Source organism: Kutzneria kofuensis (assembly GCF_014203355.1).
GTDB lineage: Bacteria > Actinomycetota > Actinomycetes > Mycobacteriales > Pseudonocardiaceae > Kutzneria > Kutzneria kofuensis.
This window is the reverse complement of record NZ_JACHIR010000002.1, coordinates 417,540-442,914: the sequence shown is the minus strand read 5'-3', so window position 1 is coordinate 442,914 and position 25,375 is coordinate 417,540. Positions and strand designations below refer to the sequence as shown.

General features: G+C 71.0%; 22 protein-coding genes. 16 read left to right on the top strand and 6 right to left on the bottom strand.

The window, feature by feature from the left end; genetic code table 11:
* Positions 1–14: 14 nt before the first annotated feature.
* The 12 genes from BJ998_RS41005 to BJ998_RS40950 all read left to right on the top strand — a co-directional run bounded on the left by BJ998_RS41005 (position 15) and on the right by BJ998_RS40950 (position 16,834).
* Complete coding sequence (locus BJ998_RS41005) at positions 15–1,181, top strand: acyl-CoA dehydrogenase family protein (protein ID WP_184869519.1); 1,167 nt, start codon at positions 15–17, stop codon at positions 1,179–1,181.
* A complete protein-coding gene (locus BJ998_RS41000; RefSeq protein WP_184869518.1) occupies positions 1,178–1,897 on the top strand; it encodes an enoyl-CoA hydratase/isomerase family protein in 720 nt (239 codons plus the stop codon). The genes BJ998_RS41005 and BJ998_RS41000 overlap by 4 nt, the downstream gene beginning before the upstream one ends.
* Before the next feature lie 67 nt (positions 1,898–1,964).
* Positions 1,965–3,419, top strand: coding sequence for a purine-cytosine permease family protein (locus tag BJ998_RS40995; protein WP_184869517.1), 1,455 nt, complete (start codon positions 1,965–1,967; stop codon positions 3,417–3,419).
* Positions 3,420–3,664: 245 nt separating this feature from the next.
* The gene (locus tag BJ998_RS40990; RefSeq protein ID WP_184869516.1) at positions 3,665–4,279 is read left to right on the top strand and encodes an HU family DNA-binding protein; all 615 of its coding nucleotides are present in this window, start codon (positions 3,665–3,667) and stop codon (positions 4,277–4,279) included.
* A gap of 374 nt (positions 4,280–4,653) precedes the next feature.
* Positions 4,654–7,881 (top strand): EAL domain-containing protein, encoded by a 3,228-nt coding sequence (locus BJ998_RS40985; RefSeq protein ID WP_184869515.1) that lies wholly within the window; start codon positions 4,654–4,656, stop codon positions 7,879–7,881.
* Positions 7,878–9,422 carry an ABC transporter substrate-binding protein gene (locus BJ998_RS40980; RefSeq protein ID WP_184869514.1) on the top strand — a complete coding sequence of 515 codons (1,545 nt, stop codon included), beginning with the start codon at positions 7,878–7,880 and terminating at the stop codon, positions 9,420–9,422. Before BJ998_RS40985 ends, BJ998_RS40980 begins: the two co-directional genes overlap by 4 nt.
* A 51-nt stretch (positions 9,423–9,473) precedes the next feature.
* Complete coding sequence (locus BJ998_RS49445) at positions 9,474–10,322, top strand: DddA-like double-stranded DNA deaminase toxin (RefSeq protein ID WP_184869513.1); 849 nt, start codon at positions 9,474–9,476, stop codon at positions 10,320–10,322.
* Between the two features lie 73 nt (positions 10,323–10,395).
* Positions 10,396–10,809 carry a hypothetical protein gene (locus tag BJ998_RS40970; protein ID WP_184869512.1) on the top strand — a complete coding sequence of 138 codons (414 nt, stop codon included), beginning with the start codon at positions 10,396–10,398 and terminating at the stop codon, positions 10,807–10,809.
* 51 nt (positions 10,810–10,860) lie between these two features.
* Positions 10,861–14,925, top strand: coding sequence for a cation-translocating P-type ATPase (locus BJ998_RS40965; RefSeq protein ID WP_184869511.1), 4,065 nt, complete (start codon positions 10,861–10,863; stop codon positions 14,923–14,925).
* Between the two features lie 23 nt (positions 14,926–14,948).
* On the top strand, positions 14,949–16,079 hold the full coding sequence (locus BJ998_RS40960; RefSeq protein WP_184869510.1) for a four-carbon acid sugar kinase family protein: 1,131 nt from the start codon (positions 14,949–14,951) through the stop codon (positions 16,077–16,079).
* A 244-nt stretch (positions 16,080–16,323) separates the two neighbouring features.
* On the top strand, positions 16,324–16,599 hold the full coding sequence (locus tag BJ998_RS40955) for a hypothetical protein (protein ID WP_184869509.1): 276 nt from the start codon (positions 16,324–16,326) through the stop codon (positions 16,597–16,599).
* A gap of 16 nt (positions 16,600–16,615) precedes the next feature.
* Positions 16,616–16,834, top strand: coding sequence for a hypothetical protein (locus BJ998_RS40950; RefSeq protein WP_184869508.1), 219 nt, complete (start codon positions 16,616–16,618; stop codon positions 16,832–16,834).
* A 115-nt stretch (positions 16,835–16,949) separates the two neighbouring features.
* On the opposite strand, the gene BJ998_RS40945 is transcribed toward BJ998_RS40950, so the two are convergent.
* Positions 16,950–17,672: a class I SAM-dependent methyltransferase gene (locus BJ998_RS40945; protein WP_221339548.1), complete on the bottom strand. Its 723-nt coding sequence runs from the start codon at positions 17,670–17,672 to the stop codon at positions 16,950–16,952.
* Between the two features lie 89 nt (positions 17,673–17,761).
* Here BJ998_RS40945 and BJ998_RS48210 point away from each other — a divergent pair, with 89 nt between their 5' ends.
* The 3 genes from BJ998_RS48210 (at position 17,762) to BJ998_RS40930 (ending at position 20,563) form a co-directional block, all read left to right on the top strand.
* On the top strand, positions 17,762–18,367 hold the full coding sequence (locus tag BJ998_RS48210; protein ID WP_312890631.1) for a TetR/AcrR family transcriptional regulator: 606 nt from the start codon (positions 17,762–17,764) through the stop codon (positions 18,365–18,367).
* A gap of 239 nt (positions 18,368–18,606) precedes the next feature.
* On the top strand, positions 18,607–19,308 hold the full coding sequence (locus BJ998_RS40935; protein ID WP_184869506.1) for a class I SAM-dependent methyltransferase: 702 nt from the start codon (positions 18,607–18,609) through the stop codon (positions 19,306–19,308).
* A gap of 73 nt (positions 19,309–19,381) precedes the next feature.
* A complete protein-coding gene (locus tag BJ998_RS40930) occupies positions 19,382–20,563 on the top strand; it encodes a cytochrome P450 (RefSeq protein WP_184869505.1) in 1,182 nt (393 codons plus the stop codon).
* Here the strand turns inward: BJ998_RS40930 and BJ998_RS40925 are convergent, their stop codons facing one another.
* Positions 20,564–22,537, bottom strand: a complete 1,974-nt coding sequence (locus BJ998_RS40925) for an AfsR/SARP family transcriptional regulator (RefSeq protein WP_184869504.1) — start codon at positions 22,535–22,537, stop codon at positions 20,564–20,566.
* A gap of 529 nt (positions 22,538–23,066) precedes the next feature.
* On the opposite strand from BJ998_RS40925, the gene BJ998_RS40920 reads away from it, so the two are divergent.
* On the top strand, positions 23,067–23,270 hold the full coding sequence (locus BJ998_RS40920; RefSeq protein ID WP_184869503.1) for a hypothetical protein: 204 nt from the start codon (positions 23,067–23,069) through the stop codon (positions 23,268–23,270).
* Here BJ998_RS40920 and BJ998_RS40915 read toward each other — a convergent pair.
* The 4 genes from BJ998_RS40915 to BJ998_RS40900 form a co-directional block, all read right to left on the bottom strand.
* Positions 23,267–23,845 carry a TetR/AcrR family transcriptional regulator gene (locus BJ998_RS40915; protein WP_184869502.1) on the bottom strand — a complete coding sequence of 193 codons (579 nt, stop codon included), beginning with the start codon at positions 23,843–23,845 and terminating at the stop codon, positions 23,267–23,269. The genes BJ998_RS40920 and BJ998_RS40915 overlap by 4 nt on opposite strands.
* 2 nt (positions 23,846–23,847) lie before the next feature.
* Positions 23,848–24,252 carry an ester cyclase gene (locus BJ998_RS40910; protein ID WP_184869501.1) on the bottom strand — a complete coding sequence of 135 codons (405 nt, stop codon included), beginning with the start codon at positions 24,250–24,252 and terminating at the stop codon, positions 23,848–23,850.
* A gap of 123 nt (positions 24,253–24,375) precedes the next feature.
* Positions 24,376–24,813 (bottom strand): hypothetical protein, encoded by a 438-nt coding sequence (locus BJ998_RS40905; protein WP_184869500.1) that lies wholly within the window; start codon positions 24,811–24,813, stop codon positions 24,376–24,378.
* A gap of 37 nt (positions 24,814–24,850) precedes the next feature.
* Positions 24,851–25,363, bottom strand: a complete 513-nt coding sequence (locus tag BJ998_RS40900) for a DUF2231 domain-containing protein (RefSeq protein WP_184869499.1) — start codon at positions 25,361–25,363, stop codon at positions 24,851–24,853.
* Between the last annotated feature and the right edge of the window lie 12 nt (positions 25,364–25,375).

The following is a 25,375-nucleotide window of genomic DNA, read 5'->3' as shown; positions in this document are numbered from 1 at the left end:
GAAGGAGAATCACCATGGAGTTCGCCTACACCCCGAGGCTGGCGGAGCTGAAGCAGCGCGCCGCCGACCTCACCGCCAAGATCATGCAGTACGAGGACGCGTGCGAGGCCGACAACGGCCTGTCGGCGGCGGCGCTGGACGCGATCCGGCAGGACGTGCTGGCCAGCGGGCTGCAGGCGGTCAACATGCCGGCCGACTGGGGCGGCGCCGGGCTGTCCGTGCTGGAGCAGGTGGTCGTCCAGGACGAGCTCGGCAAGCTGACCAACGCGCTGTGGGACACCGTGTGGCGGCCGGCCAACTGCCTGCGCGCCTGCACCCCGGAGCAGCGGGAACGCTACCTGGTGCCGGACATCCTCGGGCAGCGCCGGGACGCCGTCGCGATCACCGAGCCGGCCGCGGGCTCCGACCCGTCCGGCATCGAGACCACGGCCACGCCGGACGGCGACGGCTACCGGATCAACGGCGAGAAGTGGTTCGTCACCGTCGGCGACGCCGCCGACTTCCTCATCGTGCTGGCCATGGTGGGCGACGCGCCGACGTTGTTCCTGGTGGACAAGGACCTTCCCGGCGTGTCGGTCAAGCGCACCCCGCGGTACACGCACACCTTCGTCTACGAGCACCCCGAGTTCCTGTTCGAGGACGTCCGTGTCGGCGGGGACGCGGTGCTCGGCGGCATCGGCAACGGGTACGAGCTGACCCGGGACTGGTTCACCGAGGAGCGGCTGATGATCGGCGCCCGCACCATCGGCGCCGCCGAACGCGCGCTGACGCTGGCCGCCGAGTGGGCCGCACAGCGTATCCAGGGCGGCCAGCCGCTGATCGAGCGCCAGCTGATCCAGGGCATGATCGCCGACTCGGTCGTGGACATCACCACCAACCGCGCCCTGACCCACCAGGTGGCGTGGGAGTTCGACCACGGGGAGGACCGGAAGCTGTTGCACGCCAAGGCCGCCACGGTGAAGCTGGCCGCGTCGGAGGCGTCCAACCGGGTCGCCGACCGGGCCGTGCAGATCTTCGGCGGCCGCGGCTACATCCGGGACTACCCGGTCGAGCGGCTGTGGCGGGAGCTGCGCGTCGATCGGATCTGGGAGGGGACCTCGGAGATCCAGCGGCTGGTGATCGCCAACGAGGTGGCCAAGCGCGGGCTGTCCGGCCTGCTGTCCTTCACGTCGGCGGCGTGACCACCGCCGGCGACGTCGAGGTCGCCCGCCACGGCGACGTCGCCGTCCTGACCCTGCGCCGCGAGGCCAAGCTCAACGCGCTGTCCACGCACCTGGAGTCGCGGTTGCTCGATGCCGTGCGCGGCGATGCCGTGAAGGGCAGCAGGGCCGTCGTGATCACTGGCGGCGACAAGGTGTTCTCGGCCGGGGCCGACACGTCGGAGCTGCGGGAGATGACGCCTGTGGCGATCGCCGAGTACTACCGGGAGAGCGGCGCGGTGTACGAGGCGGTGGCGGCGCTGCCGCAGCCGACCGTCGCCGCGATCGCCGGCTACTGCCTGGGCGGCGGCTTCGAGCTCGCACTCGCGGCCGACCTCCGGGTCGCCGACGAGACAGCCGTGTTCGGGCTGCCCGAGGTCGGGCTGGGCATCCTGCCCAGCTCCGGCGGCGTGACACGGCTGGTCCGCGCGGTCGGCCCGGCCCGCACCCGCGACCTGGTGCTGCGGGGACGTCGCATGACGGTGACCGAGGCCCACTCGTGGGGTCTGATCACCGAGAAGACGGCCGCAGGTGGTCATCTGGCCACCGCGCTGGAGATCGCCGGCGAGCTGGCCGGGCAGCCGCCGCTGGCGGTGTCCGTGGCCAAACAGGTGATCACCGCGGCGACCGAGGCCTCCCGCGAAACCGCGCTATTGCTGGAGCAACTCGCTTACGCCACGCTCAACCGCATCGGTTGAGCCGGGCGTGGCGAACTGAGGGACGCGCGCCTTCCGCCACCACGGCGACTCAACGAGGAGAACAGGCATGGCGGCCAATCCACCCACCATCGTCCGTGACGACCAACCGCACCGGCCCGCGCTGGGCATCGAAGCCCGGTCCATCGACTACGTGCCCATCGCCGAACGCCACGGCAAGGTGTGGCACCTGTTCCCCGTGTGGTTCGCGGGGGACGCCCACCTCGCCACCATCGCCACCGGCATCATCGGCGTCGCGCTCGGCGGGAACCTGATCTGGACCGCGATCGCGGTCGTGCTGGGCAACGCGTTCGGCACGTTCTTCATGGCGTTCCACTCCACCCAGGGGCCGCAGCTGGGGCTGCCGCAGATGGTGCAGTCCCGGCCCCAGTTCGGCTTCGTCGGCGCCCTGCTGGTGTGGGTCGTCGCCCTCGTGACCTACATCGGGTACACCGGCTTCAACCAGATCCTGGTCGGCAGCACCATGCAGCATCTCGTGGACCTGCCGAAACCCGTCAGCTACATCGGCTACGCCGTGATCAGCGTGGTGCTGGCCGTCGTCGGCTACGACTTCATCCACAAGGCCTCGCGCTGGCTGACGTACCTGATGCTGGCGCTGCTGATCGTGTTCACCGTCGGGCTGCTGGCCGCGCACCCGTTCAGCGCCGAGCAGCTGGACCTCGGCGCGTTCGCGCTGACCCCGTTCCTGGTGCAGTTCTTCACCGCCGCCGTGTACCAGCTGTCGTGGTCGATCTACGTCTCCGACTACTCCCGCTACCTGCCGCGCGACGTCGGCGTCCGGTCCTCGTTCTGGTGGACCTATCTCGGCGCCGGCGTCGGCGGCGCGTGGATGATGCTCGTCGGCACCTTCGCCGCCGGCCTGTTCCCCAAGGCCGACACCGTCGACGCCGTGTTGTCCGCCGGGGACAAGGTGTTTCCCGGTTTCGGCCTGACGCTGCTGATCGGCTCCGTCCTGCCCCTGATCACCATCGGCACGCTGAACTTCTACGGCGGCAGCCTCACCCTGCTGTCCTGCGTGGACTCCCTGAAGCGGTTCCGGCCCACTCCGGTCAAGCGGGTCTACGCCCTGGTCGTCGTCGGCGTGCTGGCCACCGCCATCGCCTTCGCCTCCAACGACACGTTCCTGGAGGACTTCGAGTACTTCCTCACCGTGCTCGGCTACCTGTTCACCCCGTGGACCGCCATCAACCTCGTCGACTTCTACGTCGTCCGGCGGGGCCACTACTCGATCCGGGAGATCTTCAACCCGCACGGCATCTACCGCCGGTGGAGCTGGCGTGGCCTGGTCGCCTACGCCGTCGGCTTCGCGTCCATGATGCCGTTCGCCATCGTCGGCGAGGTGCAGGGCCCGGTGGCGAAGCTGTTGGGCGGCGCCGACATCTCCATGCCCATCGGCCTGCTCGTCGCCGCCGGCCTCTACCTCCTGCTGTGCCGGTCCCTCGACCTCACCGCCGAACGTGAGCGTGTCGCCGTCGCCGACGCCGGTCTCGACCCCGACGCCTGACGCTTCAGCCCCTTGCACGTGAGTGGCTCACTTGGCTTCCGCGGCCAAGTGAGCCACTCACGTGCACCCTCCGACGCCGCCGACCACACCCCGACCGGCAGTGGCGAATCCACTTCGGACAGTCCCTCGAAGGAGTGAAATCCGCCGATTCGCAGCGCATTTCGGGTCGTCGTGCCTGCGTCTCGGCGGATTTTCTGCTTACCGTGCACGCATTCGGTTCCGTTTCGCGCACAGGAGGGCAGGAAATGAACAAGGGGCAGCTGATCGAGATGCTCGGCATGCGGCTCGGCATGGAGAAGAAGATGGCGGCGCAGGCCGTGGACGCCATGTTCGACATCATCGTCCGCAACGTCGACAAGGGCGAGAATGTCACGCTCACGGGCTTCGGCGTGTTCGAGAAACGCGCCCGAGCGGCCCGGACGGCCCGCAATCCCCGCACCGGCCAGACGCTGCGGCTGCGCAAGACGAACGTGCCGAACTTCCGCCCGGGAACGCTGTTCAAGGAGGTCGTCGACGGCACCCGAAAGCTGCCCCGAGTCGGTGCGGCGATGCCGGCGGCGAAGCCCGCGGCAAAGGCGACGACAACGGCGCGGGCGACGGCCAGTAGGTCGACGACAACCGCACGGGCCACGTCGAGCAGGTCGACGACAAAGGCGCGGGCGACCGCGAGCAGGTCGACGGCGACCAGGGCGACGGCGGCGAAGAAGACAGCGGCGAAGACGACCCGCACGGCGGCCGGAAAGGCGACGGCGAAGGCGACCCGGCCGGCGACCAAGAAGGCGGCAACGGTGAAGAAGACGGCCGTCGCCAAGAAGGCCACGAAGGCGAAGCCGGCGGCGAAGAAGCGCGCGAAGCGGTGATCTCGGTAAGTTGACGCTGCGGCGGCGGGTTCGGTCGAGCCCGCCGCCGCATTCGCTGTGAACGTTCACGGCGTCAACTTGCGGCCGTCAACTTGCAGGTGAAGTCGTGACCCGATGTGTCGGCGTGCGGCCGGATGGCTGCGCAGCGTTATGATCTACCCGATGTTCCTACCGTCCGGCGAACGCATTAGCCCAAGTGCTTCCCCCTTGAAACTGTCGAACCCTAAGGTGAGCGGCGCCACAAATGTAGGAAGCGATGGGGTGTTGAACTCGTGACGAGGTGTCCCGGTCCGCGCGGTGCCCGCCCGACCTGGTGGCGGCCGCGTGTCTGGCACAGACTTGCGCTGATCGGACTGGCGTTCACATTACCCCTGGTGACCTCGACATATCTGCTCATGGTCAACAACGGCCAGCGCATCGAGTTCAGCCGGAACGAGCTGCGCGGCCTGGACTACCTGCGACCGCTCGAGACGTTGCTGATCGACCTCACGGCCGACAAGACGCTGGACCGGCTCGCCGCCGCCGGGCAGGCCACGCCGGAGCAGGTGGAGGCGGCCCGCACCAAGGTCGACGCCGACTTCGCCGCGCTGGCGGCGGTCGACGCCCAGGTGGGCAGCGACCTGCGGACGACGGGCGCGAACCTCAACGCCAACATCCTGCCGGCGACGCTGGCGAAGAACTGGCACACCTGGGAGTCCGGCCGCCACGACCCCGGCACCGACGACGCCTTCCACTCGCAGCTGGTGACCGACGTGCGCACGCTGATCTCCTACGTCGGCGTCACGTCCAACCTCGTGCTCGACCCGGAACTGAGCCCTTATCACATCGCCGACGCGCTGGCGGTGCGCGCGCCCGCGATCATCGACCACACCAGGTCCGTCGGCGACACCGTGGACGGGCTGGTCGCCGACGGGCGCGTCACGCTGCCGGACCGGACGGGCGTCGCGGCCACCGTGGCCACGCTGACGTCCGACGCGGACGGCCTGCAGGAGGACCTGTTCACCATCTTCCAGGACGGCGGCGGCAGCGCGGAGGCCCGCGCCGTGCAGAACGCGCTCGGCCCGCTGCTGACCTCCACCTACCTGGACGTCGCCAACCTCGGCACGATGATCACGCAGGACTTCGTGCAGGCGGCCCAGCTCCAGCTCTCGCGGCCGGCCCTGAGCCACGCCGTGGACCAGGCCATCGGCGCGGTGTCGGCGCTGTCGACGGCGCTGTCCCAGCGTGAAGGCGTGATGCTGCAGGCCCGGATCGACATGGACTCGATGGGCCGGCAGCTGGCCCTCGCCGCGGTGCTGGCGGTCCTCGCCGTCACCGTGCTGCTCGTGGTCTGGCAGTCGCGCCGGATCACCACGGACGTCGGCACCGTCTCGCGGGTCGCGGCGTCGCTCGCCGGCGGCGACCTGACCGGCCGGGCGCGAGTGCGCAGCCGGGACGAGATCGGCGTGATGGCGACCGCGTTCAACGGCATGGCCGAGCAGCTCCAGCAGATGGTGGAGGAGCAGCAGCGCGCGGAGCGGACGCTGCGGTCCGAGCGCGACTTCGTCGACGCCGTGCTGGAGATCGCCGGCAGTCTCGTGCTGGTGATCGACAAGGACGGCCGCATCGTCCGCTTCAACCGGGCCTGCGAGCTCACCACCGGCTACGCCGCCGACGACGTCGTCGGCAAGCTGTGTTGGGAGCTGTTCCTGCTGCCGGAGGACCGGCCCTGCATCGAGGAGCAGTTCGACGACCTGCAGCCGTCGAAGTTCCCGCACAACTTCGAGTGCCCATGGCTGACGAAGGCCGGCGAGCAGCGGCGGATCGCCTGGTCCAACACGGCGCTGGTGGACGAGTCCGCCGCCGTCACGCACGTGATCGCCACCGGCATCGACGTCACGGCGCAGCGCGCCGCCGAGGCCGCGCTGCGGGAGGCCAAGGAGCGGTTCCAGAAGGCGTTCGACCACGCGTCCATCGGCATGTGCCTGGTCGACATCGACGGCCGGTTCACCCAGGTCAACCGGGCGCTGTGCGAGATGCTCGGCCGCCCCGAGGACGAGCTGCTGGCGTTGCGGATCGCCGACGTCACGCACCCTGACGACCTCTCGGCGACCGTGGCGACCGTGGCGGTCGCGAAGGACGGCTACTCCGCGCCGCACCGCCTGGAGAAGCGCTACCTGCGGTCCGACGGCCGGACCGTGTGGGCCCAGGTGACCGTCTGCACGATCCACTCCGAGAACGGCGAGTCCCCGTACTTCGTCACGCAGGTCGAGGACGTCACCGAGCGGCGCGAGGCCGAGGCCCGGCTGGTGCGGCAGGCCCTGCACGACCCGCTCACCGGCCTGCCCAACCGGACGCTGCTGATGGACCGGCTGCGACAGGTGCTGGCCCGGGCCGACCGCCATCCCGAGCTGACCGCCGTGCTGTTCATCGACCTGGACGGCTTCAAGGACGTCAACGACAGCCTCGGGCACGACGTCGGCGACGAGGTGCTGACCGAGGTCGGCCGCCGGCTGCAGGACAACATCCGTCCGCTGGACACCGTCGCCCGGCTCGGCGGCGACGAGTTCGTGGTGCTGTGCCAGGATCTGGCCACCGAGCAGAACGTCGTCGAGATCTCCGAGCGGCTGGCCGGCGTGCTGTCCGAGCCGGTGGTGGTCGGGACGTTCGAGGTGGTCGTCACGGCCAGCGTCGGCATCGCCCTGGCCAACGGGCACAACCCCGCGCCGGAGGACCTGCTGCGCGAGGCCGACGCCGCCATGTACGGGGCGAAGACCCGCGGCAAGAACCGGTGCGAGATCTTCGACGCCGGCCTGCAGGAACGCGCCGTCGACCGGATCGCCATCGCCTCGGCGCTGCGGCAGGGCCTGCGCGACGACCGCTTCGTGCTGCACTTCCAGCCCGTCGTCGACATGGACACCGGCGACACCGTGGCGGTGGAGTCGCTGGTGCGGCTGGACGACCCCGACCGCGGGCTGCTCGCGCCGGACACGTTCATCCAGGTCGCCGAGGACAGCGGGCTGATCGTGCCGATCGGGACGTCCGTGCTGGAGCAGGCCTGCCGGCAGCTCGTGACGTGGCGGAAGACCGGGGCCGCGCCGGCGGGGCTGCGCACCGCGGTCAACCTGTCGGCGCGGCAGGCGAACCGGCCGGACCTGGCCGCGACCATCGAGCGCGCGCTGGCGGAAACCGGTTTGGAACCGTCGGGCCTGACGCTGGAGCTCACCGAGACCGTGCTGATGGAGGCCGACGCGGCGACGCTGCGCCAGCTGGAGCGGATCCGGGAACTGGGCGTCGGGCTGGGCATCGACGACTTCGGCACCGGCTACTCGTCGCTGACGTACCTCAAGCGGCTGCCGGTCAGCTTCGTCAAGATCGACCGGTCGTTCGTCGCCGGACTGGTCACGGATCCGTCCGACCGGGAGATCGTCACGGCGGTGATCCGCCTGGGCCAGGCCCTCGGGCTCACCACCATCGCCGAGGGCGTCGAGGAGCCCGCCCAGTTCGAGATGCTGCGGGCGCTGGGCTGCGACCAGGCGCAGGGCTACCTGCTGGGACGGCCCAAGCCCGGCCCGCCCGGCGACATCGCGGCGTTACGGACCCTGCGGACTGCGGTCTCGTGACGGTTTCCCGACGGGATTTCCTGCGCGCCGGCGGCTTGCTCGGCCTCGGCGCGGTCGCCGGCTGCTCCGCCGACCAGGACAGCCGGTCGGTCAGCGCGGCGGCGCTCGGGCCCAGCAAGCACGGCGGCGTGCTGCGGGTGGGGATCGCCGGCGGCAGCACGGCGGACAGTCTCGACCCGCACCACCCGCCGACGTACACCGACCAGGCGCGGGTGTCCAACCTGTACGAGCCGCTGTTCCTGCACGACGCGGCGTACAACATCCAGCCCGTGCTGGCCGAGTCGATCGAGCCGTCCGACCATGGCAGCGTGTGGACGCTGCGGCTGCGTGACGGCGTGGAATTCCACAACGGCAAGCGATTCGACGTCGACGACGTGATTTTCACGTTCAAGCGCATCGTGGACGTCAAGGGCAACGGGGCGGCGGCGCTGAGCATCATCGACCTGGCCGGCCTGAGGAAGCTGGACTCCCGGACGCTGCGGATCCCGCTGACGCAGCCGTACGCGCAGTTCCAGGACGAGCTCGCCCAGTACTACAACGGGATGGTGCCGGTCGGCTTCGACCCCGCGAAACCCGTCGGCACCGGGCCGTTCCGGTTCGGCTCGTTCACGCCGGGGGACCGCAGCTCCTTCCCGCGCTTCACCGGCTACTGGCGCGGCGACCAGCCGTACGTGGACGAGCTGGTGATCATCGACTTCCCCGGGGCCGAGCCGCAGCTGGAGGCGCTGCTCGGCGGGGACGTGGAGGCCATCGACAACCTGCCGGCGGAGCGGATGGCCACCGTGAAGGCCGCCGGCGCCAACGTGCTGGTGTCCGAGACCGGCAACTGGACGCCGTTCACCATGCGGGTCGACACCGCGCCGTTCGCCGACGCCCGGGTCCGCCAGGCGCTGCGGCTCGTCGCCGACCGGGGGCAGCTCGTCAGCCAGGCCCTCAACGGCCAGGGCCGGATCGGCAACGACCTGTACGCGCCGTTCGACGTCGCCTACGCCAAGCAGTTGCCGCAGCGGCAACAGGATCTCGACCAGGCCAAGTCCCTGCTGCGCAGCGCCGGCCACTCCAACCTGCAGCTCGAACTGTTCACCTCCACCGCCGTCGACTCCTCCGCCGTCACCGCCGCCTTGTTGTTCGCCCAACAGGCCCATGCCGCCGGGATCAATGTCCGAGTGCGGCCCGTCGACAGCGGAATGTTCTACGGCAAGCAATATCTGGGGTGGACCTTCGCCCAGGACTATTGGTACACGCGGAATTACCTGCCCCAGGTCGCCCAGGGTTCGCTGCCCAATGCTCCGTACAACGAATGCCACTGGAACGACCCCGCCTTCAACTCCGTCATCCGCAGCGCCCGCGCCGAACTCGACCCCGCCCGCCGCACCCGGCTGCTCCAGGACGCGCAGCAGATCGAGTACGACCGCGGCGGATACATCGTGTGGGGCTTCAAGAACCAGGTCGACGCGTACAGCAGCAAGGTCACCGGATTCATCCCCGACCGCGGCCTGCCGCTGTCGTCGTTCCAGTTCCGCACCATCTCTTTCGTGTGAGACGCTCGTAACTCGTGCTCGCCGGGGTGACGTGGGGGATCCGTGGCGAATGTGGGCGAGGTCTTGTCGGCGCTGGGCAGCGTCGCCGGGCTTGTCGACGGCGCCGTCCGCGGCGTCGCCGATGCGCAGCAGGAGTTCGGCGGTGCGTACAGCGTGTTGGCGGATGTCCTGGCAGGGCACAGTGCTCCGGAGGCCGGGCAGGCGCTGGCCGGTATGGCCATGGCGGCGGAACGCGCCGACGACGTGGCCTGTCTGCTCGGCAGCATTGCCGGAAGGCTGACTGATTTCGTTGAACGGATACGCAGCGCGGACGGGACGTCCGTGCCGTCAGGGGCGCGGGCGGCCCGGTCGCCGGTTGCTGGGCGGACACATCCGACGAACATTCCGCCGCCACCGGTCGACCAGCGCGATTGGGAATGGGCAGCCCAGGTCGGCGCGCAGCTCACGGAATGGAAGGAAGGCCATTCCACCGAAGCGTTGGTGTTCGATGCGGCCGGGCAGGACTGGCAGGTCAACAGCGGCGTGGATACCGAGCTGACCGCTGCCGCCAGGGTCGTGGCCGAGACCATGATTGCCAACGGTGACGTGGGCACGGCCGGGGATGCGGCGACGAACCAGGCTGAGCGGACCGCTGTTCGGCGTGCGGCGACGCACGCGGAGACGAAGGCCGCGGTGTGGGCGGCGGCCAACGGCAAGCAGTTCGTGGACGTGGTGACCAACCGGGACTTCGTCTGCGGCGACGACTACGCGCCAGGCGTCGCCAGGAAGCCGCCGGGGTGCGCGCAGGCCGTCGCGGCTATTCTGCCCATCGGATACAGCATGCGGGTGTGGCGTCGCGGCGTGGCAGAGCCGTTCGTGATCATGGGCGCGGCAAGGAGGGCTGACGATGGCGGACATTGAGGTCTTGAGGCGCGTCGGTCGGCGGTACTACCGCACTGGTGACCGCGTGCTCCACCAGCCCAGCCCTGCCGAAGTGGCCGACTTGCTGACCGAGCTGTGTGCCGTGGACGACGACCCGGAGTGGTGGAACCACGCTGTCATCGGGCGTCCTGACGCCAAGGACGGGGTGGAGTTCATAGTGGCGCCGGTGAGCGGTTACATAGCGTTGTCGTGGACCGGCACCGCCGAGCGCAGCCTGAACCCGCATCCTTTTGCCGACGCGCCCCTGCTGCCGGACAGCGGGGACGACGATCCGCTGATCTACTGGCCGCGGTCGGCCTACCTGCACCCGGACGATGCCAAGAAGGCGTTGGCCGAGCACATTGTGACGGGTGCTCAGCCCACGAACGTGCAGTGGCAGCCGTGGGGCTGGGAGGTCCGCGAACTGCCCGGCTGGCTCACGCCGGACATGCCGGAGTATCCGGCGTTTCACCTGATTTCGGACTGACACGGCCCGGGGACCGGGTTTCAACGGCGGGTTTCTGGGCACGTTGAGCCTGTGTTCGAGGGGCTGCGCACACTGTCCAAGGTCGGTCTGGCCGTCGCGCTGACGCCGGCTGTGCTGGTGCGGCCGGTAGCCGGCGAGGTCCTGGGTCGCACGCGGCAGGTGGCGGAGGCCGCGGTGCTGGCGACGAGAGTGGTCCGCAACGCCACGGCGGCCCGGCCGGCGCCGTGGCGGGCGGGGCGACGCCTGCACGTGCCGCTGCGAAGGGTCGCGGGGCGGACGGCAAAGGCCGAGGAGTTGGCGGAGCTGCTGGCCGAGCACCCGGACGTGGCCGAGGCGCGGTGGGACGACGGCCTGGCCTGCCTGATCGTGTGGCTGGTGGAGGAGGCCGCATGCGACGGGGTCCTGGAGTGGGTCGGGGAACGGACCGAGCACCACGGCCTTGCGGCGACGGAACATGCCCCGGACCCCGACCACCCCGTGCTGTCCCACCCCGGCGACACGACCCCGGTACGGACGGCCGCGGCGACGGTGGCGCTGGACGGAGTGGGCCTCGCGGTGGCGGTCGGTACCCGGGTCATCCGGGCGCCCCGCGCGCACAAGGTGGTGCAGGCTGCGGTGACGGCGCTGCGTGAGCACCCGGCGGCCAGGGCGATGCTGAACGAGCGGTTCGGCTGGCCCCAGGCGGAGCTGGCCCGGGCGGCGGCGAACGCGGCCGCCCGCGGGTTGGGGCAGACGCCCGGCCAGCTGGTGTTCGACCTGCTGCTGCACTCCGGCCAGCTGGTGGAGGCGGTGGCGCGGGCCGCCGCGTTCGACGCGGCCCACGACTCGCTGTGCTCGCCGGACCGGCCGAGTCTGGGAGCGGTGCCGGACATCCGACGGCAGCGGACGCCCGTCGAGGACTACGCGACCGGTGCCGTGGACAGCGGCGTGCTCGGCGCGTTGGCGTCGCTGATCCTGCGCCGGGACCTCGACGAGGCGGCGCGGGCGGTCATCGCAGCGTCACCAGTCTCCGCGCGCTACACGCACAGCGTCTTCCACATGGTCCTGGGCACGGCCCTGGCCGGTCAGGGCGTGCTGGTGCGGGACGCCGACCGGCTGCGGGCGCTCGATGCCGTGGACACCGTCGTGCTGCACGCCGGGGCGCTGCATCACCGGGGCGAGCTGGACCCGCACGCCGAGGCGGTGCTGGACGCGGCGCGGCAGGCCGAGCTGCGGGTGGTCATCGCCGGGGCGACCGACGACCTGGGGGAGTTCGCCGCGCTCGCCGACGACGTGGTGGAGGACGAGTCGTTCGAGGACTTGGTGCTGCGGCTACGGAGCGAGGGCGGCGTCGTGCTCACCGTGGGCCGGCCGGACAGCTTTGCCGGGCTGCTGGCCGGCGACGTATGCGTGGCCGTGACGGACAAGGACACGCCGGTGCTGTGGGGCGCCGACCTGATCGTCCAGCACGGGCTACCGGGCGTCTGGCGGGTGCTCCGGGCGGCCGGCGCCGCGCGGGCCAACAGCAAGCGCGCGACGGCGCTGGCCACCGGCAGTGCGTTGCTCAACGGCCTGATGTTGTTGGCCGGCAACCGATCCGAGCGGCGCGGCCTGGTGCATCCGCTGTTCCTCAGCGAGCTCAGCGGCATGCTCCTCGGCGGCGGCGCGGCGCTCTGGGCGGGCGTCGCACCGCCGCCCGCGGGCCGGGAGCGGGTCGCGTGGCACGCATTGACGGCCGACGAGGCCGTGGAACGGCTCAGCCGGACCGTGTCCGAGCCGACGGCGCTGGATCGAGGCCGGGCCGCGATCGCCGCCGCAGCGAGGCTGCCGGTCTTCGCGCCCGCACGGCACGGCGTCGGCCTGGCCACTGACGTGATCGCCGAACTGGACGACCCGCTCACGCCCGTGCTGGTGCTCGGCGCGCTGGCGTCGGCCGTCGTCGGCTCGCCGGTGGACGCGGTGCTGGTCGCGGCGGCGACGGGCCTGAACGCGTTTGTCGGTGGTGTGCAACGGTTCCGCGGCCGCATCGCACTGGCCAAGCTGCACGAGGACGAGCGGCAGCAGGCCCGGCGGGTGCGGGACGACGGCGACACCGTCACGATCGACGCCCGCGAACTCGCCCCCGGCGACACGATCTCGCTGCGCGTCGGCGACGTCGTGCCGGCCGACGCGCGACTGCTCCGGCTCACCGACCTGGAGATGGACGAATCCGCGCTGACCGGGGAATCCCTGCCGGTCGGCAAGCAGATCGAGCCGACGCCGGACGCGCCACCGGCCGAGCGGCACTGCATGGTGTTCGCCGGCACGAGCGTGGTCAGCGGCGAGGCGACGGCCGTGGTGGTGGCGACCGGCGACGACACGGTGTCGGGCCGCGCGGTCAACCTCGCCTCACGCACGCCGCCGTCGGAGGGTATCCAGGCGCGGCTGCACGAACTGACCCGCAACGCCCTCCCGTTGACGCTGGGCGGCGGCGCGCTGGTCACGGCGCTGTCCGCGATCCGGGGCACGCCGATGCGGAACGCGGTCGCCGGCGGCGTGGCGATCGCCGTGGCGGCCGTGCCGGAAGGGCTGCCGTTGGTGGCCACGCTGGCGCAGTCCGCGGCGGCGCGGCGGCTGTCGGAGAAGGGCATTCTGGTGCGCAGCCCACGGGCGCTGGAGGCGTTGGGGCGGCTGGACACCGTCTGCTTCGACAAAACCGGCACGCTCACCGAGAACCGGCTGCGGGTGGCCAGGGTCGAGGAGCTCGGCGACGCCATGCCGGTGTTGACCGCCGCCGTCCGTGCCTTGCCGCACAACGGCAAGCGGCAGGTGCACGTCACCGATCAGGCCATTGTGGACGCTGTCGGGCCGGAGTCCGGTTGGGAGCAGCTTTCCGGGTTGCCGTTCGAAGCCAGCCGCGGCTATTCGGCGACCATCGGCCGGGACGGCGACGGCACGACGTGGTTGCTGGTCAAGGGCGCACCGGAGGTGGTGCTGCGGGCGTGTGACACCGGGTGCGGGGACGTCGGCGAGGCCATGGCCGACGAGGGACTGCGGGTCATCGCCGTGGCCGGTCGGATCCTGGCCGACGACGAGCAGCCGGCGCTGGACGGCCCTTTGGAGCACCTGCGGCTGCTGGGATTCCTCGGGTTGGCCGACACGCCGCGTGAAGGGGCGGCGGATCTGGTGACCGGGCTGCGCGAGGCGGGCGTGGCGCCGGTGATGCTGACCGGCGACCACCCCAACACCGCACGGGCGATCGCCGTGGCCTTGGGCTGGCCCGAGGACACGAAGGTCGTCACCGGCGAGGATCTGGCCCGCCGCGACCGGTCCGGCCGGACCGAGCTGCTGGCCGACGCCGGTGTGATCGCACGGGTGGCGCCCGAACAGAAGCTCCAGGTCGTGGAGGCGCTGCGCGCCGCCGGGCGGGTGACCGCGATGGTCGGCGACGGCGCCAACGACGCGGCGGCGATCCGGGCCGCCAACGTCGGCATCGGCGTCCGCGCGAAGGCGTCGATGGCGGCTCGGACGGCCGCCGACATCGCGCTCACCGAGGACAACGTGACGGTGCTGCTGGAGGCCGTCGCCGAGGGGCGGGCGCTGTGGCGCAGCGTGTCCGACGCCGTCACGATCCTCGTCGGCGGCAACGCGGGCGAGGTCGGCTTCTCCGTCCTGGCCGCGCTGGTCGGCGGCGCACCACCGCTGAGCACCCGGCAGTTCCTGCTGGTCAACCTGATGACCGACCTGTTCCCGGCGATGGCCGTTGCGGTCACCCGCCCCGACGTCGACGGCTCGGCGTCGGCCATGGGGGCGCAGCTGACCCGGGACATCCGCAACCGCGGCATCACCACCGGCATCGGCGCGACGACCGCCTGGCTGGCCGGGCGGCTCACGCCCGGCACGCAGCGCCGGACCAGCACGATGGCGTTGTGCGGGCTCGTGGGCTCGCAGCTGGCGCAGACGCTGCGTGGCCGGTGGCGCAGCCCGCTGGTGGTCGGCACGGCCGTCGGCTCCGCCGCCGCGTTGGGCGTTGTCGTGCAGACGCCGGGGGTGAGCCAGTTCTTCGGGTGCACGCCCCTCGGCCCGGTCGCGTGGGCTGGCGTCGCCTCCGGTGTGGCCACGGCTGCGGCGGCGTCGCTGCTGCCGCCGTTGCGCTGAAGCCGGTAGGCGAGACTGGAGACGTGGAAAGCACTCGGTTCGTCGTCCTGGCCGACGACCTGACCAGCGCGGCGGAGGCAGCGGGCCACCTCGCCGACGCAGGTCGGCCGGCATCGGTCCGGCTGGACGTGGGGGAGAGCGGGGACGCCTGGCCGTGCGTGGACCTGGACAGCCGGTGGCTGCCGGAGGCGGAGGCGGCCGCGCGGCACGAGCGGGCGACGAAACAGCTGCGGGCCCCGGGCATCTACAAGACCATGGACAGCTCGCTGCGGGGCAACTGGGCGGCGGAGCTGGCGGCGGTGCTGAGGGCGTCCGGACGGTCGGTGGCGGTGGTCGCGCCGGCCTGCCCGGCCTATGACCGCGTGACCGTCAACGGGCATCAGCTGGCCGACGGCGTGCCGGTCCACATTGGACCAGCGGGACGGGATCCGGTACGACCGGTTACCGACTCGTCGGTGCTGAAACCGTTGGCACGACAGGGAATGCAGGTCATCCAACTCGCCCCGGACGAGAGGGCGATCGTCGCCGCGCTGGCGGATTCCAGTGGACCGCGGGCGCTGGTGGTCGACGCCTCCAGCGCCGCCGACCTGGACCGGATCGCGGCGGCCATCAGGGGACACCTGAGCGAAGTCGTGCTGTGTGGCAGCCCCGGACTGTGGGAGGCGCTCCATCCCATCCGAGGCAGCCGAGGTGAGCTGCCGGCGGCACGGAAAGCGTTGGTGCTGGTGGGAAGCCTACACCCGACGACCCGTGAGCAACTGGCGAAGCTGGAGAGCAGCGGGGTGCCGGTGCTGACCACCCTCGACGCGGACCGGGTGGCCCGCCAGTTCGACACCGCGACGACCGTTGCCGTGGCCACGCCCGAGATCCCCAGCGCCGAACGCCACCTGCACAGGCTGGCAATCCTCGGCGTCAGGTGCGCGGATGCCGTGCCAGACCTCGGGTTTGTGCTCAGCGGGGGCGACACGGCCCGTGAGCTGGCGGTGGCCCTCGGCGCCACCGGCATCCGCGCCGCGGGCACGGTCGCGCCGGGGATCATGCTGGGCACGCTGACCGGCCCGCGCCGCCATCCCGTGATCACGAAAGCGGGCGGCTTCGGCGGCCCGGACATGCTCATCACCGCCGCCTCCGCGCTCACCCGGAGCACGACATGACCCTTCCACGGCTGGCTGTCACCATGGGTGACCCGGCCGGCATCGGCCCGGCTGATGGGCGTCGACAGCACAGCGCTGCGGGTCCGCCAGACCGGGGAGGCCACCGACCACCTGCCTCCGCTACGCGGTCGACAGCGCCATCGAGTTCGTCCGCGCCCGGCAGCGGCCATGACACCCCTGGCCCGATCGGGGGGTCTGTCGCGAATGCCCGGAACGGTTGGCGCGTTCGGCCGATGGTACGGGCATGAATCAGTGGTTCCTGCCCGATCCGAACGGGATCAACGGGGCGTACATCTACCCGGGTGGCGACGTCACCTGGGACTTCGGCTGGCCGGACGTCACGTTCGCGCCGGCCATCCTCGCGGTCGCCATGCCGCCGTCGATCGTGACGGCCGGCGGCGACGTCACGACCGTCAGCAACGGCTTCTACCAGGACGGAAACGGCGGCAAGCACTACACCACGCGCCTGACCTCGCGCAACGGCTGCGGCTACCGCCTGCTCATCAGCCAGCTCCGCTGAGAGGGAGGGCCAGACCATGAAGATCGCCGTGCTGTCCGACACCGAGGGCCGCCTGATCGGCATCGCCCCCGTCCACGACCCGGGCGACGGGCCGGTGGGGCGGATCGTCGCGCAGAAGGGCCAGGTGCTGCACGAGATCGACGTCGACGAGGACCTCCTCGCCGACGCCGACCGGCTGGCGCGCCTGCACGAGACGCACCGGGTCAGCGAAGGCAGGCTGGTGTCGCGGAGCTGAGCACGAGCCGTTCGGCGACCTGAGTATTGCTCATGTCGTGGGCGACGAGGCGGAGGCCTCGGTCTCTCGGCCGGTGAGGACGGCCAGGTCGGTGTGCCACGCCGCGGACGAACCGCTAGTCCCGAACCGCCCGGATCTGCCACACCGGCAGCAGCACCCGGCCCTGGTCATCCACACCGTCGGCGGAACCCGGGTCGGGCAGGAACGCGGCCGCGGCCGGCGGCATCACCGCGGCCCACTGCTCGCGGGTGAAGCTGGTGCTGTATCCCCGCATCCGCATGCGGTCGACCCGCCAGTGCTGGCCGATGTCCCGGCGCAGGCTGGCCTCGTCGGTGTGGCCGGGCATAGGGAACAGGGCCTCGGCGATGTCGGGGAAGCACAGGATGTGCAGCTTGGCGCCCGGATTGCAGACGCCGTGCAGCGCGGCGAGGTAGGCCCGCCGCTGCTCGTCGGTGAGGCAGTGCATCATCGCCGAGTCGAGCGCCGTGTTGAATCCGCCCTCGATGCCGTCCAGCGTGGTCGCGTCCGCGACGGTGAAGTCGACCTTCAGCCCGCGCTCCGCCGCCTTGGCCCGGTCCTGCTCGATCACCGTCGGCGCGGCGTCGAAGGCGGTGATCTCGTAGCCCCGCTCGGCCAGGAACAGCGCGTTGTCGCCGAGACCGCAGCCGCTCTCCAGGATCGGGCCGGTGAACTCGCCGGCGTCGGCGAGCTCGACGATGACCGGCTGCGGGCCGTCCAACCGCCACGGAATGGTGTCCAGCCGCTGGTCGCCGCCCCCGAAGGTCACGCTCTGCCCCTGGTAGAGCGCGTCGAAATCCATCAGCTTCTGATCGGTCACGTTCGTCACCCCAGTTTAGTAGACGGAAACGTTCACTATGACGGAGCGTAGTCCTGGGTATTAGGAACGTCAACGTCTACTATCGGGTGGTGAGCTCCACCGCCGACACCACCCGCTCCCGCCGCCGCGGCGCCGAGCTGGAACACGCCCTCTACGAGGCGACGCTCGACGAGCTGGCCGAGGTCGGCTACGGCCGGCTGACCATGGAGGGTGTCGCCGCCCGCGCCCGCACCGGCAAGGCGGCGGTGTACCGGCGCTGGTCGACCCGGCAGGCGCTGGTGCTCGACGCCCTGCGGCACGCTCTGCCCGCGCTGCCCGGTTTCGACCCGCAGATCCCGGCGCGCGAGAACCTGCGGGCCGTGTTCACCGTGCTGTGCCAGCTGCTCGCCGGTGAGACGTCGTTCCCCGGCCTGCCGGTGATCGCCGGCCTGCTCGGCGATCCGGTGCTGCGCCAGGCTTTCGTCGAGGCCATCGTCCGGCCCCGGCTCCTGGTGATCGAGTCGATCCTCGGGCATGCCGAGGAGACCGGCGAGATCGAACCCGGCACGCTGACGCCGATGGCCGTCCAGACCGGACCCGCGCTGATCATGCAGGCATGCCTGCTGACGGGAAACCCGCCGACACCACAGGACATCGACCGGATCGTCGACAGCGTGCTGCCGGTCGGCCGGCGGGATCCGCTGCGGACGCGGTGATCAGGGGGTCGGAAAGGTCGCGGCGTGACCTGCTGGTAGGCCGGGCGCGGTGTCCGAGTAGTCCACTGTGGACCCATAGGTGGTCGGAATTGCCCGATCGACCGTGGCTCTGGCATGGCACGGCCGGGCTCCTTTCGTTGCCGCAACGGGCAGTCCGGCCACGAGGCCCGCTGCCGGCCGGCCGCACCTGGCTAGCCTCTGGCGGTGCCAGGCACGTCCACCGATGGGCTGGAGGATCGATGACTGATCACGGGTTGATGGACTTCGACGCGCTGCACGGGGGTGGGGGCGCGGACCTCGGCCAGGACGGGCCCCGGCTGGAGGTCGCCCCGTGGCAGCTGGACGAGCCGCAGCCGATGATCGTCGAACTCGCCGACCAGGGGGAGATCCGCGGCCCGGTGCTGGACTGCGGCTGCTGGGTCGGGGACAACGCGTTGTTGCTGGCCGAGCGGGGTTTCGAGGTGACGGCCGTCGACATCGCCGGCTCCGCGATCGAGCAGGCCCGCGCGAAGGCCGCCGACCGTGGTCTGGACGTCGACTTCCGGGTCGCCGACGCCACCGTGCTCGACGGCGTCGAGGGCGGCTACAACACGGTGCTCGACAGCGCCATGATGCACTGCCTCAGCGACGCGGACCGCCAGGCGTATCTCGCCGCCGCGCACCGCGTCAGTGCCCCCGGCGCGCGGCTGCACGTGCTGTGCTTCCCGGACTTCGTCGCCGGCGCGTTTCCCATGCCCGGCAGCCTCGACGAGGCCAGCCTGCGCCGGGACATCGGCGAGCACTGGGACATCGACGGCATGGAGGTTCGCCGCTACACCACCAACATGGCTCCGGACGCGCTGCGGGATCTCGTGCCCGACGCCGCCATGGAGCTCGCCGTCGACGACGGACGGGGCCGGTCGCTGCTGCCGATCTGGCACATCACCGCCACCCGCCGCTGACTCGGCGGATACGACCCCGGCGTCCGCTCCAGTACGGTGGCGAACCAGGTCACCGACTGTCAGGGGGTCGCCGATGTCCCTCCCTTACCCCTTCGGCCCGGCGGTGGCGCTGGACCTGCACGAGCGGTTCGCCGAGCTGCGACGGAGCGACGCGCCGGTGCGTGTGACGATGCCGTACGGCGGAGACGCGTGGCTGGTCACGCGGTACGAGCAGGCCAAGCTCGTGTTCGCCGACCCGAGGTTTTCGCGCGCCGCCGCGGCCGGGGCGGACGTGCCGCGGTCGCGGCCGGGCTTCGAGCCGGTGGGCAACCTGCTGGCCATGGACCCGCCGGAACACGGCCGGATCCGAACCCTGGTGGCGAAGGCCTTCACCGCACGGCGGGTCGATCTGCTGCAGCCCCGGGTGCAGCAGATCGTGGACGGGCTGGTCGACCGGTTGACGTCGGCCGGCCCGCCGGCCGATCTCGCCGAGACGGTGGCGTGGGAGCTGCCGGTCCAGGTGATCTGCGAACTGCTCGGCGTCCCGCTCGGAGAACGTGGACTGGTCCGCCGGTGCACGGAAACCATTGTGGCGGTGGGCGTCACGCGGGAGGAGGTGGTCGCGGCCCGCGACCACCTGGCGGGCCTGCTGAATTCGTTGATCGCACAACGACAACAGCAGCCCGGCGACGACCTGCTGACCGCGCTGGTCGCCGCCCGCGACGAGGGGGACCGGCTCTCCGACAACGAACTGCTGATGCTCGGCATCGCGTTGCTGGCCGGCGGCCACGAGACGACCGCCAACCAGATCGGCAGCTTCGCCTTCCAGCTCCTGTCCTCAGCAGATCGCTGGCGGACACTGGTGGAACGGCCGGAGCTGGTCCCGTCGGCGATCGAGGAACTGCTGCGGTTCACGCCGCTGGCCGCCGTCGCGGATCTGCCGCGGATCGCCAAGGAGGACGTGGAGATCGGCGGCCAGGTGATCCGCGCCGGCGACGCGGTGCTCGTCCAGCTGGACTCGGCCAACCGGGACGACAAGGCGTTTCCCCACGCCGAGGAGCTCGACTTCGGCCGCGGCGTGAACCGCCACCTGACGTTCGGTTTCGGCGTCCACCACTGCCTCGGGGCACCGCTGGCGAGGCTCGAACTGCGCGTCGTGCTGGCAACGCTCGTCCGACGGCTGCCGAGCCTGCGCCTCGCGGTGCCCGCCGAGGACATCGAATGGCGTACCGGTCAGTTGATGCGGGGCGTCCGGGCCCTACCCGTGGCCTGGTAGTCAGTAGGCCCGCAGGCTGGGGATGGCGTCGGCGGGCACGTCGAACAGCGTGCTGGGGTCGCGGAGCAGTTCCTCCAGCCGCTGCCCGTCGAAGCCGGTGCTGCGGCGACCGTCGACGGCCATCGACAACCAGCCGGAGAACACCCGTTCGCACGCCCCGACCCGGACCTGTCGGCTGTCGTGCTCCTCACAGAGTTCCCTGGCGTACAGGCGAATCAGCTCCGGCTGCCGGTAGCGCACGCCGCCGGTCGCGTCGGTGCCGACGACGTCGAGCAGCTGCAGGTCGACCAGCCGCTCCATGTGCTTCTCCGCGCGGTTGGCGGTGGTGTCCAGCAGCGCGGCGCCGATCCACACCGACACCTCGGGCACGGTGAGCAGCCCGAGCCGGCGGAACAGGGCCGCCTCCGGCTCAGTTAATTCCCGGCAACTGGCGGCGAAGCCGGCGCGCAGGTCGTGCTCGGCGCCGCTGAGCTCGTCGAGCCGGTGCGCCTCGTCGGCGACCTTGTCCAGCAGGTGTCGCACCGACCAGTGCGGCTTGGCGGCCAGCCGCGCCCCCGCGGTGCGGAGCACGAGCGGCAGCCGGTCGCAGAGCTCGGCGAGCTGGTGCGCGGCGGCGGGATCGGCGGTGACACGGTCGGTTCCGGCGACGGATCCCAGCAGCGACACGGCATCGGCCGGCGCCAGCGCGCCGAGCCGGAGTTGCCGCGCGCCGTGCTTGCCGAGCAGGTCGTAGAGCTGCCCTCGGCTGGTGACGAGCACGTGGCACTGCGGGCTGCCGGGCAGCAGCGGGCGGATCTCGGCGAACGAACTTGCGTTGTCAAGCACCACAAGGGCTTGCCGGTCGCGCAGGATGCTGCGGTAGAGCGCCGCCCGCTCCTCGACGTCGTCATGGATGAGGTCGTCGGGTACGCCGAGCGCCCGCAGGAACCCGCCGAGCACGGCCTTGGCGCCGGCGCTGACGTCGGCGAACAGTTGCCCGTCCGGGAACTCGTCCGCGACCCGGTGCGCCCAGTGCACGGCCAGCCCCGTCTTGCCGACCCCGGCGCCACCGGTGATCAGGCCGATGGTCAGCCCGGCGTCGTCGACCATGCGGTCCAGTGCGGCGATCTCGTCCGCACGGCCGGTGAAGCCCTGCACGTCCGCCGGCAGCTGCGCCGGTCGAACCCGTTGGCGCAGCCGGGAACCCGACGTGCGGGCCGGTCTCGACGCGGCGGCGGACAGCATCGGGTCGTCACGCAGGATCGCGTCGTGCATCTTGCGCAGCGCCGGCCCGAGCTCCAGGCCGAACTCGTTGATGGACAGGCGTTGCCCGTCCCGGAAGGTGGCCAGCGACTCGGCGCGGCGGCCGGCCCGGTACTGGGCCAGCATGAGCTGTGCCCGGGCCTGCTCCCGCAACGGGTGCTCGCGCACCAGTGTGGTCAGCTCGCCGATGAGGTCGTTGTGCTGTCCCAGATCCAGCCGGATCGCGGCGTGCTTCTCGTGCGCGGTGAGCCGCAGCTCCTCCAGCCGCGCGGCCTCGATCTCCACGGACAGCCCGGAAACGCCGGTCAGCGCGGGTCCCCGCCACAACTTCAGGGCAGCGTCCAGGCATCTGGCCGCCTCCACGAGGTCGCCGGCCTCGGCGGCGGTCTCGCCCGCGGCGGTGAGCTCCGCGAACTCGACGGCGTCGATCAGCACGTTGTCGGTCCGCAGCAGGTAGCCGGGGGCGCTGGTGATGATCACGTCATCGGGAAAGCCGGTCGCCTTGACGGTCTTGCGCAGCGCGGCGACGCAGATCGCCACCTGGGTGCGGCCGGTGGCCGGTGGGCGGCCGTTCCACACCGCCTCGACGAGCGCGTCGACGGAGACGACCTGGCCCGGGGCGAGGGCCAGCATCGCCAGGATGGTGCGCTGCCTCGACCCCCCGATGGCGATCGGCGTGTCGCCGACGCCGGCCTGAAGCATTCCGAGCACACCGATGTGCAAGTGGTTCATTGACCCCCCAGTGGTCACGAACGTGGTATTCGACTTTGTCCCGGTTTCCCCATGAGTCCCCACCCCTGGTTCCCGACTCATCCGGGTGATCACAGTCAAGCACGAAAAGGAATGGCTGGGCTGGACTGGGGCGTGACACCTGGTGAACTCACCGCATGTGTCCAGATATGCACGCTCCGTCGAACACATCGAACACGGACAGCACCTACCGGTCACCTGTTCGTCACCGTTCAACCACCAGTCGAACATGATATTTCTTCGTGGAAGCCACTGAGCTGCGGTGATGACGTAAGGCAACCCTGTATCGATCCAAGGTCACCGTGAGTATCGAGTGTGCTGTATGCCACCTGAAAAGTCACGCAAATCCGCTCGATAACGGGAAGAAAACACGCCTGCGTAGAGTCGCGCATGCCGGCGAAGGCTGACGGTCCTCCTGGCGGTGGCAGTGAACGGTCGCCCGTGGAAAACGTGACCCATTCGGCCGTTCGTGAAACGAACGGCCGGGCGACGACGATTGTGGAGGACTTCGATGGCAGAGACGGCGGCAACGGTGGCGTGCATGGTCGCGGTGCTCGGCAGCGTGACCCTGTGGATCGCGCTGCTGGCGCGCAACCGGGCCCGCCGGTCCGCCACCCGTGACCTGTCCGAGCAGCTCGCCGACCTCGACGGCCGGATGCGCGAGATGAGTGCCGAGGTCACCGCCATCCACCGCCTGCTCCGGGACCTCGACTAGGTCCCGAACAACGACGTCACCAGGGTTTCCGCGATCGTGCGCAGCTCATCCGGCTCGTACTGGGCACGTTCCATCACCGCCAGGCCGCGGGTGGTCGTGACGACCAGGCGCGCCGCCGCGCGCAGGTCCACCGGGGACTCGACGCCGTCGTCCACTGTGGACAACGCGTCGTGGACCAGGGTCTCCAGCTGGTCGAGCAGGGCACGCACGGCCGCCTCGGCCTTGGGCGACTCGGTCGCCGCCTCGACGGCGGTGCGGGTCGACAGGCAGCCGCGAGCCGGCGAGCCGGCGGTGAAGGTGTCGATGCAGTAGTTGAAGAACGCCAGCAGGGCGGCGCGCTTGGTCGGCTGATCGAGGGCGGCCGCCGCCCCGGCGAGGAACCGTCCCGTGTGCTCGCCGAAGGCGCGCAGGAAGATCTCCTCCTTGCCGCCGTACGCGTGGTAGAGCGAGCCGCGCTGGACGCCCGTGCCGGCGGCGAGGTCGAGCATCGAGGTCGCCCGGAAGCCGCGTTCGACGAACACTTCGAGCGCGCGGCCGAGGGCCACCCGCTCGTCGAACTGCCGTACACCCGCCATGGTCAGGCCGTGGTCAGGCGCTGGTACAGCTCCCACGAGGCGCGCTCGACGTGGTTGTGCACCAGCCTGCCGTCCTCGATCTCCCACACCGCCGTGCCGCTGAAGGAGATCCGGCGGCCGTCCGGCTCGGTCCCGAGCACGCCGTTGTTGCGGCCGTGGACCTTCCATCGCGACGCCACCCGGCTGCCGTCCTGGTTCTGGAACGTCTCGACGACCTCCAGCTCGAGGTCGTGCACCTGGTCGAGGAACGCGCGGATCCAGGCCTTGAAGTTCTCCCGGCCCTCGATGCGGGTGCCGGCGTTGGTGATGACGAAGTCCTCGACCACGAAGTCGTCGACGGCGTCCGGGTCGTGCGCGTTCCAGACCCGGTCCCAGAACGACTCGACCAGCTCGACCGAGTCCGGCATGGCCACCTCCCATGTTTGACAGTGGTGTCAAACATAGCTCCGGGGCGTGCTGCCGCCAACCCCGTGCGAGTAGCGCCACGGCGCGGCCCCCGGATGTGAGGGCCGCGCCGTGATCGAACTGGGTCAGGCGTTGATGGCCGCCAGCAGCACCAGTACGACGGTGACCACGGCGAGCAGGCCGTGGCCGCCGACGATGACGACCGGGAAGGACCGCTCCGCCGGGCCGTGTTCGGTCGCGCTGCTGGCGCCGGGGCCGCCGGCGGCCGCCGCCGCGCGGCCGCGGTAGACCGGGATCCACCGCGCCAGCATGACGAAGCCCAACAGCGCCACGGGGACCAGCAGCACCAGCGCGATCCACGCGAGCAGCGGCCGGTCGACGAACAGGTAGACGATCCACACGACCAGGCCGACCGCCGCCAGCGCGAAGTGTCCGAAGATCACCGCGGGCGGGAAGTGGCTGGTTCGGGGCTCGCGCAGGCCACCCTTGGCGATCCACATGCCGAGCATGACGAAGCCGCCGACCGCGGTGAGCAGCCAGGTGATCAGGGCTGCGACAGCCATGATGGTTCTCTCCTTGTGACGTGGTGGAAATCGGGAGTCAGTGGCGGAAGCCGTCGGCCTGCGTGGCCTCGTCGGCGACGCGCACGCCGTAGTGGTAGGCGAGCTTGCCGCCGAGGTAGCCGGACACGGCCAGGGCGATCAGGCAGACCGCGGCCAGCAGCAGCGGCCCGAGCGGGACCGGACCCGTGGCGTCGAGGGTCGCCCGTCGCCACAGGAAGTTCCCGACGTAGCCGACGGTCACCGCCAGGTTCAGGGCCATGTGCACCAGCCCGGTGCGAAACGCCGGCGTGCCGGTCGGGATCGCGAACAGGTCCAGGAAGCCGATCATCGCCGCGGCCAGCGCGCCGAGCACGCCGATGGCGATCAGCCACAGCGACCCCTCGGCCAGGAATCCGGGCCCGGCCACGAACCGCGACGCGATGTCGAAGACCAGGGCCGCCACCCAGCTGCCGATCGGCACCGTGACCAGGATCGGGTGGAACGGGTGCCCGTACGGCCCGGCCAGCGCCGCGCTGACCGGACGTTTCGCCTGCTGAAGCTCGCTGGCCATCGTCGACCTCCA

Coding starts and splice junctions, on each gene's coding strand:
- BJ998_RS41005 (WP_184869519.1), top strand. CDS start 15: ATGGAGTTCGCCTACACCCCGAGGCTGGCGGAGCTGAAGCAGCGCGCC.
- BJ998_RS40995 (WP_184869517.1), top strand. CDS start 1,965: ATGGCGGCCAATCCACCCACCATCGTCCGTGACGACCAACCGCACCGG.
- BJ998_RS40990 (WP_184869516.1), top strand. CDS start 3,665: ATGAACAAGGGGCAGCTGATCGAGATGCTCGGCATGCGGCTCGGCATG.
- BJ998_RS40955 (WP_184869509.1), top strand. CDS start 16,324: ATGAATCAGTGGTTCCTGCCCGATCCGAACGGGATCAACGGGGCGTAC.
- BJ998_RS40950 (WP_184869508.1), top strand. CDS start 16,616: ATGAAGATCGCCGTGCTGTCCGACACCGAGGGCCGCCTGATCGGCATC.
- BJ998_RS40935 (WP_184869506.1), top strand. CDS start 18,607: ATGACTGATCACGGGTTGATGGACTTCGACGCGCTGCACGGGGGTGGG.
- BJ998_RS40930 (WP_184869505.1), top strand. CDS start 19,382: ATGTCCCTCCCTTACCCCTTCGGCCCGGCGGTGGCGCTGGACCTGCAC.
- BJ998_RS40925 (WP_184869504.1), bottom strand. CDS start 22,537: ATGAACCACTTGCACATCGGTGTGCTCGGAATGCTTCAGGCCGGCGTC.
- BJ998_RS40920 (WP_184869503.1), top strand. CDS start 23,067: ATGGCAGAGACGGCGGCAACGGTGGCGTGCATGGTCGCGGTGCTCGGC.
- BJ998_RS40915 (WP_184869502.1), bottom strand. CDS start 23,845: ATGGCGGGTGTACGGCAGTTCGACGAGCGGGTGGCCCTCGGCCGCGCG.
- BJ998_RS40910 (WP_184869501.1), bottom strand. CDS start 24,252: ATGCCGGACTCGGTCGAGCTGGTCGAGTCGTTCTGGGACCGGGTCTGG.
- BJ998_RS40905 (WP_184869500.1), bottom strand. CDS start 24,813: ATGGCTGTCGCAGCCCTGATCACCTGGCTGCTCACCGCGGTCGGCGGC.
- BJ998_RS40900 (WP_184869499.1), bottom strand. CDS start 25,363: ATGGCCAGCGAGCTTCAGCAGGCGAAACGTCCGGTCAGCGCGGCGCTG.